The following is a 14,065-nucleotide window of genomic DNA, read 5'->3' on the forward strand; positions in this document are numbered from 1 at the left end:
CAGCGAACACACGGCCAGCGGCAACAGGATCGCGACGACCAGGCCGTACTGCGCGCCGTACGCGGCGAGGACGCCACCGAGCGCGTAGTTCGAACCGACCGAGAGGTCGATGCCGCCGGAGATGATCACGAACGTCATGCCGAGCGCGATCACGGCGAGGAACGAGCCCTGCAGCACGAGGCTGCGCAGGTTGTCCGCGGTGCCGAAGTGCGGGAACGCGAACCACGCGGCGGCGACGCCGAGCACGAGCACGACGGCCGCGCCCTGACGTTGCAGGACACCGGCGAAAGCGGCGTTGCGCGCGTTCGTCTGAGTACTGGTGGCGGTCATCGGCTGCTCCGCTCGCGCGCGACGTAGACCGCGACGACGATGATGGCCGCCTGGACCATCTGCGCGGTGGAGTCCGGCAGGTTGTGCTTGATCAGGGTGGCCTGGACGAGCTGCATGAGCAGCGCGCCGAACACGGTGCCGAGCACGCGGACCCGGCCGCCGGTCAGCGGCGTGCCGCCGACGACGACCGCGGTGATCGCGGACAGCTCCATGAGCAGGCCGACGTCGCTCGGGTCGCTGGCGGCCAGCCGCGACGTCGCCAGCACGCCGGCCATCGCGGCCAGTGCCCCGGAGATGACGTAGACGCTGATGAGCACGCGTTTCACCGGCAGCCCGGCCAGGGTGCTCGCGGCGCGGTTGCCGCCGACGGCGACCAGGTGCCTGCCGAACGTCGTGCGCTGCACGACCAGCCCGGCCAGCACCGCGAGCACGCCCGCGACGATGACCATGATCGGCACACCCAGGAAGTCACCGGTACCCAGCTCCAGGAACTCCTGGTTGTGCAGCTGGACGAGCTGGCCGTGGGCGATCACGAGCGCGAGCCCGCGGCCGCCGACCAGCAAGGCGAGTGTCGCGATGATCGGCTGGATCCCCAGGTACGCCACCAGGTATCCGCTGAACAGGCCGGAGACCACACCGGCGATGACGGCGACGACGATCGCCGTCAGGGGGCCGGCGCCGAGGTAGAGCGGGATGAGCGCGGCCGAGATCGACATCACCGAGCCGACCGACAGGTCGATGCCCTCGGTGCCGATCACCAGCGCCATGCCGAGCGCGACGATGCAGACCGGCGCCGCCTGCACCAGCTGGGTGCGGAAGTTGGCCGCGGACAGGAAGTTCTCGGTGAAGAAGACGTTGAACAGCAGCAGCACGACGACGGCCAGGTAGACGCCGTAGTTCTGCAGCCACGCCGTGACTTTCGCGCGGTCGGGGGTCTTCGTCAGGGTGGCGCTAGACATCGTTGTCAGCCTCGGCTGCTTCTGCTGCGATCGCGGTCAGGACGTTCTCCTCGGTGATGCGGTCGCCGGTCAGCTCGCCGACGACCGAGCCGTCGCGCAGCACGACCACGCGGTCGGAGCCGTCGATCAGCTCTTCCAGCTCGGACGAGATGAGCAGCACGCCGAGCCCTTCCTGCGCGAGCTCGTCGATCAGCGCCTGCACCTCGGCCTTGGCGCCGACGTCGATGCCGCGCGTCGGCTCGTCGAGCAGGAGGATCTTCGGACCGGTGGCGAGCCAGCGGGCGAGCAGTACTTTCTGCTGGTTGCCGCCCGACAGCTCCGACACCTTCTGCTCCGGGCTGGACGCCTTGATCCGCAGGCGTTCCATGAAGATCTTCACGACCTTGTCCTGCTTGGCCTTGCTGACCAGGCCGAACGGCGAGAGCGACGGCAACGCGGCCAGCACGATGTTCTCGCGCACGGACAGGTTCGGGATGATCCCGTCGGTCTTGCGGTCCTCGGCCAGCAGCGCGATCCCGGCGCGCATGGCGGCCTTGATCTTGCCCTTCTTGAGCGGTTTCCCGGCCAGCAGCACGGATCCGCCGTCGAGCGGGAACGCGCCGACGATGGCCCGCGCGGTCTCGCTGCGGCCGGAGCCGAGCAGGCCGGCGAGGCCGACGACCTCGCCGGGCCGGATGCTCACCGAGACGTCGTGCAGCTTCCGCATGCCGGACAGGTGTTCCGCCTTGAGCAACGGCTCGCGCTCGACGTCGTGTTCCTCGCCGAACGCCGTGACGCCCTCTTCGCGGATCTGCTTGATTTCGCGGCCGAGCATCTTGCTCACCAATTCGATGCGCGGCAGGTCCTTCAACGGTCCACTGTGGACGACCCGGCCGTCGCGCAGGACGGTGACGCTCTCGCAGACCCGGTACAGCTCGTCCATCCGGTGGCTGACGTAGACGATCGCGATGCCTTCCGCGTGCAGGCGGTTCAGCACCTCGAAGAGCGTCTCGACCTCGCGCGGCTCGAGCGACGACGTCGGTTCGTCCATGATGACGACCCTGGCGTCGGTCGAGACCGCGCGGGCGAGGGCGACCATCTGCTGCGCCCCGACCGCCAGGGTGTGCAGCGGGCGCTTGACGTCGTCGTCGATGCCGTAGCCCTTGAGCAGCTCGCGGGCATCGGCGTACATCTTGGACCAGTCGACGAGGCCGGCCTTCGTGCGCGGCTCGCGGCCGAGGAAGACGTTGCCGGCGATGCTCATCAGCGGGACGAGGTTGACCTCCTGGTAGATCGTGGAGATCCCGGCCCGCTGCGCGTCGATCGGCTGCTTGAACGTCACCGGCTCGCCGAGGTGGCGCACCTCGCCTTCGTCGGGCTGGTAGACGCCGGTGAGCACCTTGATGAGCGTGGACTTGCCCGCGCCGTTCTCGCCGACGAGCGCGTGCACCTCGCCCGGCCGGAGCGCGAAGCTGACGTCGTCGAGCGCGAGGGTGCCGGGGAACCGCTTGGTCACCCCGGCCACCTCGAGCACCGGTGCGGTCGTCATGGCGACGTCCTCTTCGGTGGCTGCCGTCATCAGTACGCGTTCCCGACCTTCTGGGACGCGTTGGTCTCGTCGTACTGGTCGTCGGTGATGACGACCGAGGCCGGAATGGCTTCGCCGCTCTCGAACTTCTGCAGCGTCTGGAAGGCCAGCGGGCCGAAGCGCGGGTTGGACTCGATCACGGCGTTGTAGCTGCCGTCGGCGATGAGCTGCACGGCGTTGCGGGTGCCGTCGATGGAGACGACCTTGACGTCCTTGCCCGGCGTCTTGCCCGCCGTCTTCAGCGCGTTGACCGCGCCGACGCCCATCTCGTCGTTCTCGGCGTACACCGCGGTGATGTCGGGGTGGCTCTGGATGAGCTGCTCCATCACGGCCTGGCCCTTGGAGCGGTCGAACTCGCCGGTCTGCTCGGCGACCACGGACAGCCCGGACGTCTTGGCCAGCTCGTCCTTGAAGCCCTTGGTGCGGTCGGTGGTCACGTTGTTGCCGGACGAGCCGAGCAGGATCGCCACCTTGCCGGTGCCGCCGGTGACCCGCGCCATCTCCTGCGCGGCGCGCTTGCCCTGCTCGACGAAGTTCGAGCCGATGAAGGTCAGGTAGTCGGTGCAGGGCTGCGACGTCACCTTGCGGTCGATGGTGACGACCGGGACCTTCTTGGCCTTCGCCGCGTCGAGCGCGGGCTGGAGGCCGTCGGAGTTCAGCGGCGCGACGACGAGCAGCTGCGCGCCGCGGTCGAGCATCGACTTGATGTCGCTGATCTGCTTGTTCAGGTCGCTCTGGGCGTTCGTGACGAGCAGCTTGTCGCTCGCGATGCCGAGCTTGGCGGCTTCGTCCTTGATGGACTGCGTCTCGGCGATCCGGAAGGGGTTGGCTTCCTTTTCGGACTGTGAGAAACCGACCACCGCGGTCTTCAGGTCGACCTTCGGGTAACCGGTCTTGTCGATGGTGCAGCCGTCGGCGCTCGGGGCGACGGACTGCGCGGACGCGGCCGGGCCACCCCCGTTGGAGGGGGCGGCCGGGGTCTCTTCCCGGCTGGTGCAGGAGGTGAGGGTGAGCGCGGCGGCGGCCGCGGTGACCAGGACCAGGCGGGGACGGGTGGACAGCGGCACGGTGACTCCTCGGGCAGCGACGGTGGGGCCCGCTCACCGGGGTGATCGGAGTCACCGCGGGAGCCTTGAGGTACTTTTTACATCGTTGGAACAACGTTGTAAACCGGCAAATTGTCGCTATGCTTCGGCCCACCATCTGAGAAGGAGCCGCCCGTGACCGTGACGCTCAAAGACGTCGCCACGCTCGCCGGAGTGTCGGTGAAGACGGTGTCGAACGTGGTGAACGGCTACGCGTTCGTCAAGCCGGAGAACCGCCGGCGGGTGGAGGAAGCCCTTGCGGCGACCGGGTACCGGCCCAACGTGGGTGCGCGCAACCTGCGTCGCGGCCGCACGGGGTTCCTGGCGCTGATGGTGCCGGAGCTGTCGATCCCGTACTTCGGCGAGCTGGCGGGCCTGGTCATCACGGCGGCGCAGAAGCGCGGCTGGAGCGTCCTGATCGAGCAGACCCAGGGGACGCGGTCCCGGGAGCGGGAGACACTGTTCTCGCTGGGCCCGCACCTGGTCGACGGGGCCTTGGTGCACCCGGAGGCCCTGGAGGCGGCGGACTTCCCGTCGCCGGGCGAGATCCCGCTGGTGATGCTGGGCGAGCACGCGGTCGACGTGCCGATCGACCACGTGGCGATCGACAACGTCCTCGCGGCGCAGACGGCGGTGTCCCACTTGGCGTCTTTGGGGCGCACACGGATCGCGGCGATCGGCCGAAACCCGGCTCGTGGGACGTCTTCGCAGCGTCTGGCCGGGTATCGAGCGGGACTTGCCGCGGCCGGTCTGTCCTATTCGGACGCATTGGTGGCACCGGCGGAGAAGTGGCACCGCTCGGTGGGGGCGGCGGCGATGCGGTCGTTGCTGGCGTCGTCATCGCCGCCGGACGCGGTGTTCTGCTTCAACGACCTGCTGGCGATCGGCGCGTTGCGGGCGGTGGCGGAGCTGGGGCTGCGGGTGCCGGAGGACGTGGCGATCGTGGGGTTCGACAACAACGAGGAGAGCGCGTTTTCGCTGCCGGCGTTGACGACGATCGCCCCGGACAAGACCGCCCTGGCCGAGGCGGCGATCGACCTGGTGCACCGGCGCATCACGGGGGACAAGACCCTGCCGGCGCAGGACATCCAGACGCCGTTCGCGTTGGAGATCCGGGAAAGCACCCAGGGCCGCTGAGCGTCAGCAGGGCGCGACTGCTCCGGTCGTGCCGACCGCGCACCAGCCGGGATGGGTCGCGAGCCAGGCGTCGCGTTCACGATCGACGTCCTCCTGCGACAGCCCGCGGGCCGCGTTCAGGCAGCCGCCGGTGGCGCAGTCTTCGGCCTTGGGGCGGGTCGTCTTGGGTGCGGGCTTCGCCTTCGTGACGGCTCTGGTCACCGTCGTGGGCACGGTTTCGGTCGTGGTGACGGTGGCCGTGACGGTCACTGGCTCGGCGGTGACGGTCGTCGGCACCGGCTGCGGAGTCTGCGCGGCGGGCGCGGCCGTGCAGCCGCTGGCCAGCACGGCGGCCGCCAGTATCCCGGCGGCGGTGGCGAAGTGACGCATGGTCAGGACTTTCGGGTGCGGCGGACGATCCACCCACCATCCGCCCGCCCCGGCGAGGTCACCAGGGCCGTTGGACCCGAGACGAACCGGCCGACTCGCGTACCCAGCTGGACGACTCGCGTACCCAGCCGGACGACACGCGTACCCAGGCGGACGACTCGCGTACCTGGGTGGACGACACGGCCTGGCTGTCTGCGGTGCGGCGTGTCGTCCGTTCCGGTGCGCGTGTCGTCCGCGCGAGTACGCGTGTCGTCCGCCTGAGTACGTGGGCTAGCGCTTGGGCCAGTGCCAGGAAGGGCGGTCCAGGCGGCCTTGGCCCACCAGCTTTGTCTCGCCGTTTTCCTTCTCCAGCTCCAAAGTCCCGACGTCGGCGATTTCGGAGAGAGCACGGATCAACGGCGAAGCGTGCGAAACCACCACCAGCTGGGTCTCCTTCGCCGCCGTGGCGATCAACGCCGCCAGGGCCGGGAGCAGGTCGGGGTGCAGGCTCGTCTCCGGCTCGTTCAGCACCAGCAGCTCCGGCGGCCGCGGCGTCAGCAACGCCGCCACCCACAGCAGGAAGCGCAACGTCCCGTCCGACAGCTCCGCCGCCGACAGCGGGCGCAGCAACCCGTGCTGGTGGAACCGGACCGACAGCGAACCCTCCGTGGAAACCACCGAAAGCCGGGATCCCGGGAACGCCGCGTCCACGAGGGACGCCAGCTCCGCGGCCCGGCCCACCTCGATGATCGTCTGCAACGCCGCCGCCAGGTCCGCGCCGTCGTGGGACAGGACCGGCGTGCGCGTTCCGATGCGGGGCTCGCGGGCCGGGGCCGACGCGTCCGTGCGGAAGTGGTCGTAGAACCGCCACGAGCGGATTCGCTCGCGCACCACCAGCAGCTCCGGGCACGCACGCGGGTCCGCGAACTCGCTCAGCATGCTGTCGGACAACCGGATCCGGTACGCGTCCGGATCCCACCCACCCGACGCGACCCGCGTGCGCACCGACGGGCCCGCCCGGTCGGCCAGCAGTGAAGCCGGTTTCAAAAAGGGCCCCGCCCACACCGCTTCCCGCTTGAACTCCGGGTCCAGGTTGAACATCGTCTCGCCCGGCACCGGCAACCCCAGGTCGAGGGCGTAGCCGAACTCGTCGCCGGCGAACCCCAGCCGCAGCCCGACCGCCTTCGTGCGCACCGTGCCCTGGACCCGCGCGCCCGGGCGCGCCCCGTTCTCCGGCCCCGCCCACAGCGTCGACGGCAGTCCGCCTTCGCGGGCCAGCGCCGCCACCGCGCCGTTGCGTGACGCGTCCGCCAGCAGCCGCAGCGCGCGGTACAGGCTCGACTTGCCGCTGCCGTTCGGACCCGTGACGACGGTCAGCCCGGACAGCGGCAGCACGAGGTCGCGCAGCGAACGGTAGTTCTCGACGGCCAGCGTGGTCAGCATGCCCCGAACCTAACCGTCACCTCCGACAGTTCGGATTCGTCCGATCTCTGTCCGGCGCAGCCGTTGACATCCGCGAACTCGACCAGCAAGAATCTGTCATCGTCGATCCTATAGGATCCGCGGCTGGCTGAATCGGGCCGTGGTCCTCCGATGTCTGACGAAGTCCCCACCGACCTCGAAGGAGTGGCCATGGCAGCACGCGGCAGACGGGCCCTGGGTGCCCTCGCCGGACTGACGGTGATCGCCGGCCTGCTCACGGCCCCAGCGGCCCCCGTGGCGACAGCGGCTCCAGCGGCGGCGGAACCCGCGGCGCGGCCCGTCGCCCAGAAGCCGTACCTGGGCTGGAGCAGCTGGAGCCTGGAGTCGACGAACTACCCGGGCGTCAACCCGACCGGCCCGGCCAGCTGGCTCACCGAGCAGCACGTCCTGCAGCAGGCCGACGTCCTCGCCGCGAAGTTCAAGCAGCACGGCTACACCTACGTCAACATCGACGCAGGCTGGGCGAACTCCTTCGACCGCTACGCGCGCCCGGTCGTCAACCCCACGACGTTCCCGGACGGCATGAAGTACGTCGCCGACTACGTCCACAAGAAGGGCCTGAAGCTGGGCTCCTACCTGGCCGTGGGCCTGGACCTCAAGGCGTACGACGACGGCAACTCCCCGATCGCGGGCACCACGAACTGCCACACCAGGGACCTCGTCTACCCGGACCTGCGCAAGACCAACGGCTGGGACTCCGCCTACAAGATCGACTTCGCGAACCCGTGCGCCCAGTCCTACGTGGACTCGGTGGCGCAGCTGCTGGCCGGCTGGGGCGTCGACTTCCTCAAGCTCGACGGCGTCGGCCCCGGCTCCTTCAAGGGCGGCGAGAACTACACCAACACCGCCGACGTCGAGGCGTGGCACCGGGCGATCGCCAAGACCGGCCGCCCGATGGAGTTCGTCGTCTCCTGGGCGCTGAGCCACCGCCAAGCCGACGCCTGGAAGACCAACACCAACGGCTGGCGGGTCGACACCGACGTCGAGTGCTACTGCGACACGCTCGTGACCTGGGACAACTCGGTCAAGCAGCGCTGGAACGACGTCGTGCAGTGGATCCCCGACGCCGGCCCCGGGCACTGGAACAACCTCGACTCGCTCGACGTCGGCAGCGGCAAGATGGACGGCCTCACCCCGGCCGAGCGCCAGAGCTACCTGACGCTCTGGGCGATCGAAGCCGCGCCGCTCTACATCGGCGACGACCTGACCCAGCTCGACGACTACGGCGTCAAGCTGCTCACCAACGACGAGGTCATCGCGCTCAACCAGGCCGGCGTCCCGGCCAAGCCCGTCAGCCAGACCACCGACCAGCAGGTCTGGTACAACCGCAACGCCGACGGCAGCTACACGGTCGCGCTGTTCAACCTCGCCGCGACGCCGGCTCGCGTCAGTGCCGACTTCGCGCAGCTCGGCATCACCGGTCCGGTCGAAATCCGCGACCTCTGGGCGCACGACACCGTCAGTGCCGCGTCGGCCGATCTGCCGGTGCACGGTTCGCGCCTGTTCAAGGTCACCCCGCGCGACCGCAACGCGCTGCGGGCGCCCGCTGTCGTGCACGGCACCGCGGCCACCGGCACCAGCGTCTCGCTCGCCTGGGACGCCTCGAAGGGCGCGCAGAGCTACGACGTCTTCGCCGGGACCAAGAAGGTCGCCACGACCGGCACCCCGAGCGTCACGGTCACCGGCCTCGAGCCCTCGACGAACTACGACTTCACCGTCGTCGCCGACCAGCGGTACGGACGGCCCTCGGCCGCGAGCAAGAAGATCAGCGTGACCACGCCCGCGGCGGACGGCCCGAAGTCCTACGAGGCCGAGAACGGCAGTCCCCAGGGCGGCGCGACGGTCTACGACTGCGCGTGCAGCAACGGCAAGAAGGTCGGCTACCTCGGCGGCAGCGGCTACGTCGTGCTGCCGGCGGTCACGACGGCCAAGGCGGGCACCTACCTGATGCAGCTGTCCTATGTGGACGGCGACTCCAGCCGCACCGGCATTGTCACGGTGAACGGGACGTCGTTCCCGCTGCCGGTCGCCGGGAGCAACGACAACGACTGGAACACGCCGCAGACGGTGACCGTCCCGGTGTACCTGCGGGCCGGGGCCAACACGATCCAGGTCGGCAACCAGGCCGGGTACGTTTACGATGTCGACAAGATCACCGTCTAGGGGTCGGGACGCGCCGGTCGCGTGGCTGCTCATCGCTCCCGCGCTCGCCGGGTTCGTCGTGTTCTTCGCCTACCCGACCCTGCGCGGGCTCTACCTCAGCTTCACCGAGTTCCACGTCCTCAGCGAGCCGCGCTGGATCGGCCTGGGCAACTTCCACGAACTGCTCCAAGACGGCGAGTTCTGGCACTCCCTGCTCGTGACGGTCTACTTCGTCGCGCTGTCGGTGGTCCTGGGCGTGCTGGTTTCGCTGGTGACGGCGGTGATTCTGCACCGGCTCGCGGTGTCGGCGACCGTCCGCGGGCTGATGATCCTGCCGTTCCTCATCTCCGGCGTGGTCACCGCGCTGGTGTGGTCGTGGATGCTCGACCCGCAGCTCGGCATCGTCAACATCCTGCTCACGAAGCTCACCGGCGAGCCGGTGCTGTTCTTCGGCTCGGGCGGCTGGGCGGTGCCGACGCTCGCCGGGCTCAACATCTGGAAGTCCATGGGCTACAACGCGGTGCTGATCTTCGCCGGGCTGCAGACCATTCCGTCCACAGTGTACGAAGCGGGCCGGATCGACGGCGCGAGCGAGCTGCAGATGTTCCGCCGGCTCACCGTCCCGCTGCTGCGGCCGATCCTGGTGATGGTCGTGGTGCTGACCGTGATCAGCTCGTTCCAGATCTTCGACATCGTGCAGGTGACCACCAAGGGCGGGCCGGCGAACGCGTCGAAGGTGCTGCAGATGTACATCTACGACAAGGCGTTCGGCCAGTTCGACTTCGGCTACGCCGCGACCATGTCGCTGGCCTTGTTCGTGCTGCTGGCCGCCGTGACCTTCGCCCAGCTCCGGATGGCTCGCGCCGGCGAGTCCGACACCGACTAGGAGGGACCGTGCGCCGGATCTCCCCGGGCCGGGTCGTCGCCTGGGCGTACCTCGTGCTCGTCCTGGTCGTCACGATCTTCCCGTTCTACTGGATCGTGCGGACCGCGCTGTCGAACAACTACGCGCTCGCGACGGACCCGTCGTCGCCGGGCCCGGTGGGCTTCACGCTGGGTGCGTTCGAACGCGCGCTCGGCCTGGCGACGCCCGCCGAAGCCGCGGCCCAGGGCGGGTCGGCGGCGTCGATCGACCTGTTGTCCGCGCTGCGGAACTCGATCGTCTACGCGGTGCTGCTCACCGTCTGCACGGTGTTCTTCTCCGCGCTCGCCGCGTTCGCATTCTCGCGGCTGCGGTGGAAGGGCCGCAACGCCGTGTTCGCCGTCCTGCTGAGCGCGCTGATGGTGCCGCAGGTGCTGACGCTGCTGCCGAACTTCGTGCTGATCAAGGACCTCGGCCTGCTCAACAGCTTCGGCGGGATGATCCTGCCGACGGCCTTCTTCTCGGCGTTCAACATCTTCTTCCTGCGCCAGTTCATGCAGGGGCTCAGCACGGAGATCGAGGAGGCCGCGATCATCGACGGCGCCGGCCCGCTGCGCGTCTGCTTCCGGATCGTGCTCCCGATGAGCGCCGCCCCGATCGCGACGCTCGCGCTGCTGACGTTCATCACCACCTGGAACGACTACCTGTGGCCGTTGCTGGTCACCAACGACGACACCGTCCGCCCGCTGACGCTGGCGCTCGCGGTGTTCAAGCAGTCCTCGCCGCAGGCGGCGCTGGACTGGGCCGGCCTGATGGCCGCCACGCTCGTCGCCGCGCTGCCGATGCTGCTGCTGTTCGTGGTGTTCGGCCGCCGGCTCGTCAATTCCATCGGCTTCACGGGGGTGAAATGACCGATCTCCTGCTCTCCTGGCCCCACCCGGCGATCGACTGGACCGAGGCGATGCCGGTCGGCAACGGCCGGCTCGGCGCGATGGTCTTCGGCGGCGCCGGCCGCACGCGGATCCAGGTCAACGACGCCACGGTCTGGTCCGGCACCCCGGGCGGCCCGGCCGCCGCGCTGGCCGGGATCGACGCCGGACCGGACCGGCTCGCCGAGGTGCGCGAGGCCGTGTTCGCGAAGGACTTCCGGCGGGCCGAAGAACTCCTGATGACGTTCGAAGGCCCGTACAGCCAGGAGTTCCTGCCCTATGTGGACCTCTGGCTGACGCTGCCCGAAGGCACTTCGCACGGCCGGACCCTGAACCTGGACAACGGCGTCGCGACCGAACGGCTGACCATCGACGGCCACGACGTCGTGCGGACGACGTGGGTGAGCCGTCCGGCTCAGGTCCTCTGCGTCGCGCTGTCCGGTCCGATCGACGTGGATGTCGATGTGTCGACACCGCTGCGGGAAGTCTCGCGTGACGGTCTCGACCTCGGCATCGAAATCCCGATCGACGGCGCACCACGGCACGAACCCCAGGTGGCGGAACCGCTGCGGTACGGGACTGCCGCGGGGTACGACCCGTTCGGTGCCGTCGCCGTTCGCGTGGCCCGGACCGACACGCGAGTCCTGATCGTCCTGGCCAGTTCGACCAGCGCGTACGACGCCTGGATCGGCGACCGGCAGCACACCCGGGACGAGCACCGTCGACGCGCTGCGGTCCTGGCCGAACGTGCCGCGGCGACCGGGATCGAGGCGTTGCGGCAGGCGCACGAGGCCGATCTTCGCCCGCTCCTCAGCGCGTCTTCGCTGCGAATCGGCGACCGGCGCGGCGGCACCCACGACGTCGCCGAGCTGCTGTCCGGAAAGGACGAGCAGCTCACCGCGACCGTCCTGTTCCAGTACGGCCGCTACCTCCTGGCGAGCGCGTCCCGGCCCGGCGCGCCGCCGGCGAACCTGCAGGGCATCTGGAACGACGACCTCCGCCCGGCCTGGTCGTCGAACTACACGATCAACATCAACACCCAGATGAACTACTGGGCCGCCGAGACGACCGGGCTCGGCGAGTGCCACCTCCCGCTGTTCGACCTGCTCGGCAAGCTCGCGGTCACCGGCGCCGAGGTCGCGCGCGAGCTGTACGGCACCCGTGGGTGGGTCACCCACCACAACACGGACCCGTGGGGCTGGGCGCTGCCGGCCGGGATGGGGCACGGCAACCCGTCGTGGGCGATCTGGCAGCTGGGTGGCGCCTGGCTGGTCCAGCACGCCTGGGAGCACTACGACTTCACCCGCGACCGCGCCTTCCTCGAAAGGACGGCGTGGCCGTTGCTGCGCGGCTGTGCCGAGTTCTGCCTGGACTGGCTGGTCGAACGCGACGGCGTCCTGGAGACGTGTCCTTCGACGTCCCCGGAGAACCTGTTCCTCTCCGAGGCCGGGACGAAGGAGTCGTTAACCCACTCGGTGACCATGGACGTCGCGCTGATCCGCGCGGTGTTCGAGCGCGGTCTCGCCGCGATGGACGCCCTGGAGGTGCACGACCCGCTGTACGCCGAGATCGAGGCCGCCCTGCCGCGGTTGCGCCCCCTGCCCGTCCTGCCCGACGGCCGGCTGGGGGAGTGGGCCGTCGACCTGCCCGAGGACGACTCGACGCACCGGCACCTGTCCCACCTCGTCGCGCTGTACCCGCTCGGGCTGATCGACGCCGTCGCGACGCCCGGCCTCGCCGACGCGGCCCGGCGGGTCATGGAGCGGCGTGGGCCGGGGGCGATGGGCTGGTCGTGGGCCTGGAAGATCGCGCTGCGCGCCCGCCTCGGCGACGGCGAGACCGCCCGGAAGCTGCTGAGCGAAGCCACGCAGCCGTTCACCGGTGACCGCCACCGCGACGCGCCGGTCGACGGCTCCGAGTGGGGCGGGCTGCTGCCCAACCTGTTCAGCACGCACCCGCCGTTCCAGATCGACGGCAACTACGGCTTCCCGGCCGGCCTCGCGGAACTGGTGCTGCAGAGCCAGAACGACGTGCTCTCGCTGCTGCCCGCCCTGCCCGCGGACTGGCTCGAAGGCGAGGCACGCGGGCTGCGCTGCCGCGGCGGGCTCGCGGCCGACCTCGAGTGGCGCGACGGCGAGCTGCGGTACGCCGTCGTGCGGCGGTTGTCCGGCGACCCGGCCGAACCGATCCGGGTGCGCTACCGCGGCCGCGAGACCGAGCTGCGGCTGCGGACCGGCGAGTCGACCGTCCTGAAAGGACTGTGATGCTGACCGATCTCGGCCTCGAAGCGCTGTGGGAGTACCGCAGCGACTACGCGGCACCACCGGACTTCGACGAGTTCTGGACGTCGACGCTCGCCGAAGCCCGCGACCACGACCTCGCTGTGACGCTGACGCCGGTCGAGACACCGTTGCGGACGCTCGACGTGTTCGACGTGACGTTCGCCGGCTTCGGCGGCCATCCCCTCCGCGCTTGGTTGCGGCTTCCGCGCGGAGCGGAAGGGCCGCTGCCGGCGATCGTCCAGTTCCACGGCTACGGCGGCAGCCGGGGGAGTGCGCTGCAGGAGCTGACCTGGGCGTCCGCCGGGTACGCGCACCTGCAGGTCGACGTGCGCGGCCAGGGCGGGGTGACGCCCGACCCGGTGGGCAGCGGACCGGCGTACCCGGGCCACCTGACCCGCGGCATCGAGAGCCGCGAAACCTACGTCTACCGGCGGATCTTCACCGACGCGGCTCGCGCGGTCGATGCGGTCCGGACGCTCCCGGGCGTCGATCCGGCGCGGGTGGCGGTGCTCGGCAACAGCCAGGGCGGCGGCATCGCGCTCGCCACGGCCGGGCTCGTGCCGGACGTGGCGGCCCTGCACGCCCAGGCGCCGTTCCTCTGCGACTTCCGGCGCGCGAGCCTGGTCGGCGGCGAACGGCCCTACGTCGAACTGTCCCGGTACCTCGCCGACCACCGGGACGCGGTCCCGCGGGTGTTCGAAGTGCTGTCCTACTTCGACGGTGTCGGGTTCGCCTCGCGCGCGACGGCGCCGGCCTGGTTCAGCGCCGGGCTGATGGACGGCATCGTGCCGCCGTCCACGGTCTTCGGCGCCTACCACGTCTACAAAGGACAGAAGCGACTCGCTGCCTGGCCGTACAACGGCCACGAAGCCGGTGGCGCCGACGACGTCCAGGCCGTGCTTGAAGGATTCCAGCCCATCCTGCGTCCCCAAGGGAGCTGAC

11 protein-coding genes and 1 pseudogene are annotated in these 14,065 nt (G+C 70.0%); 6 read left to right on the forward strand and 6 right to left on the reverse strand.

The window, feature by feature from the left end:
• From ABZ342_RS15310 to ABZ342_RS15325, 4 genes and pseudogenes are all read right to left on the reverse strand, one after another.
• A pseudogene (locus ABZ342_RS15310) lies at nucleotides 1–330 on the reverse strand (ABC transporter permease); the annotation flags it as partial.
• Entirely contained in the window at nucleotides 327–1,289 is a 963-nt protein-coding gene (locus ABZ342_RS15315; protein WP_360473174.1) for an ABC transporter permease, read from the reverse strand. The gene ABZ342_RS15315 and the pseudogene ABZ342_RS15310, both read right to left, overlap by 4 nt.
• Entirely contained in the window at nucleotides 1,282–2,847 is a 1,566-nt protein-coding gene (locus ABZ342_RS15320; RefSeq protein WP_360473176.1) for a sugar ABC transporter ATP-binding protein, read from the reverse strand. Before ABZ342_RS15320 ends, ABZ342_RS15315 begins: the two co-directional genes overlap by 8 nt.
• Nucleotides 2,847–3,923, reverse strand: coding sequence for an ABC transporter substrate-binding protein (locus ABZ342_RS15325; RefSeq protein WP_155544648.1), 1,077 nt, complete (start codon nucleotides 3,921–3,923; stop codon nucleotides 2,847–2,849). The genes ABZ342_RS15320 and ABZ342_RS15325 overlap by 1 nt, the downstream gene beginning before the upstream one ends.
• A 153-nt stretch (nucleotides 3,924–4,076) precedes the next feature.
• On the opposite strand from ABZ342_RS15325, the gene ABZ342_RS15330 reads away from it, so the two are divergent.
• Nucleotides 4,077–5,078 (forward strand): LacI family DNA-binding transcriptional regulator, encoded by a 1,002-nt coding sequence (locus ABZ342_RS15330; protein ID WP_155544649.1) that lies wholly within the window; start codon nucleotides 4,077–4,079, stop codon nucleotides 5,076–5,078.
• A 3-nt stretch (nucleotides 5,079–5,081) separates the two neighbouring features.
• Here the strand turns inward: ABZ342_RS15330 and ABZ342_RS15335 are convergent, their stop codons facing one another.
• Both ABZ342_RS15335 and ABZ342_RS15340 read right to left on the reverse strand, forming a co-directional pair.
• Nucleotides 5,082–5,447, reverse strand: coding sequence for a hypothetical protein (locus tag ABZ342_RS15335; protein WP_360473179.1), 366 nt, complete (start codon nucleotides 5,445–5,447; stop codon nucleotides 5,082–5,084).
• Between the two features lie 270 nt (nucleotides 5,448–5,717).
• Nucleotides 5,718–6,869, reverse strand: a complete 1,152-nt coding sequence (locus tag ABZ342_RS15340; protein ID WP_360473181.1) for an AAA family ATPase — start codon at nucleotides 6,867–6,869, stop codon at nucleotides 5,718–5,720.
• Nucleotides 6,870–7,058: 189 nt separating this feature from the next.
• Between ABZ342_RS15340 and ABZ342_RS15345 the strand changes: the two genes are divergently transcribed.
• The 5 genes from ABZ342_RS15345 to ABZ342_RS15365 are packed head-to-tail and all read left to right on the forward strand — an operon-like array spanning nucleotide 7,059 to nucleotide 14,064.
• Nucleotides 7,059–9,071 (forward strand): CBM35 domain-containing protein, encoded by a 2,013-nt coding sequence (locus ABZ342_RS15345; RefSeq protein WP_360473183.1) that lies wholly within the window; start codon nucleotides 7,059–7,061, stop codon nucleotides 9,069–9,071.
• Nucleotides 9,049–9,936, forward strand: coding sequence for a sugar ABC transporter permease (locus ABZ342_RS15350; protein ID WP_360473185.1), 888 nt, complete (start codon nucleotides 9,049–9,051; stop codon nucleotides 9,934–9,936). Before ABZ342_RS15345 ends, ABZ342_RS15350 begins: the two co-directional genes overlap by 23 nt.
• An 8-nt stretch (nucleotides 9,937–9,944) precedes the next feature.
• The gene (locus ABZ342_RS15355) at nucleotides 9,945–10,823 is read left to right on the forward strand and encodes a carbohydrate ABC transporter permease (RefSeq protein WP_360473187.1); all 879 of its coding nucleotides are present in this window, start codon (nucleotides 9,945–9,947) and stop codon (nucleotides 10,821–10,823) included.
• Complete coding sequence (locus tag ABZ342_RS15360) at nucleotides 10,820–13,105, forward strand: glycoside hydrolase N-terminal domain-containing protein (RefSeq protein ID WP_360473189.1); 2,286 nt, start codon at nucleotides 10,820–10,822, stop codon at nucleotides 13,103–13,105. The genes ABZ342_RS15355 and ABZ342_RS15360 overlap by 4 nt, the downstream gene beginning before the upstream one ends.
• Nucleotides 13,105–14,064 (forward strand): acetylxylan esterase, encoded by a 960-nt coding sequence (locus ABZ342_RS15365; RefSeq protein ID WP_360473191.1) that lies wholly within the window; start codon nucleotides 13,105–13,107, stop codon nucleotides 14,062–14,064. Before ABZ342_RS15360 ends, ABZ342_RS15365 begins: the two co-directional genes overlap by 1 nt.
• Nucleotide 14,065: the final 1 nt, after the last annotated feature.

Source organism: Amycolatopsis sp. NPDC005961, assembly GCF_040629235.1.
Lineage (GTDB): Bacteria > Actinomycetota > Actinomycetes > Mycobacteriales > Pseudonocardiaceae > Amycolatopsis > Amycolatopsis camponoti.

Bases quoted from the DNA above. Each gene is read 5' to 3' on its own strand.
- ABZ342_RS15315 (WP_360473174.1), bottom strand. From the start codon at position 1,289: ATGTCTAGCGCCACCCTGACGAAGACCCCCGACCGCGCGAAAGTCACG.
- ABZ342_RS15320 (WP_360473176.1), bottom strand. From the start codon at position 2,847: ATGACGGCAGCCACCGAAGAGGACGTCGCCATGACGACCGCACCGGTG.
- ABZ342_RS15335 (WP_360473179.1), bottom strand. From the start codon at position 5,447: ATGCGTCACTTCGCCACCGCCGCCGGGATACTGGCGGCCGCCGTGCTG.
- ABZ342_RS15340 (WP_360473181.1), bottom strand. From the start codon at position 6,869: ATGCTGACCACGCTGGCCGTCGAGAACTACCGTTCGCTGCGCGACCTC.
- ABZ342_RS15345 (WP_360473183.1), top strand. From the start codon at position 7,059: ATGGCAGCACGCGGCAGACGGGCCCTGGGTGCCCTCGCCGGACTGACG.
- ABZ342_RS15350 (WP_360473185.1), top strand. From the start codon at position 9,049: ATGTCGACAAGATCACCGTCTAGGGGTCGGGACGCGCCGGTCGCGTGG.
- ABZ342_RS15360 (WP_360473189.1), top strand. From the start codon at position 10,820: ATGACCGATCTCCTGCTCTCCTGGCCCCACCCGGCGATCGACTGGACC.
- ABZ342_RS15365 (WP_360473191.1), top strand. From the start codon at position 13,105: ATGCTGACCGATCTCGGCCTCGAAGCGCTGTGGGAGTACCGCAGCGAC.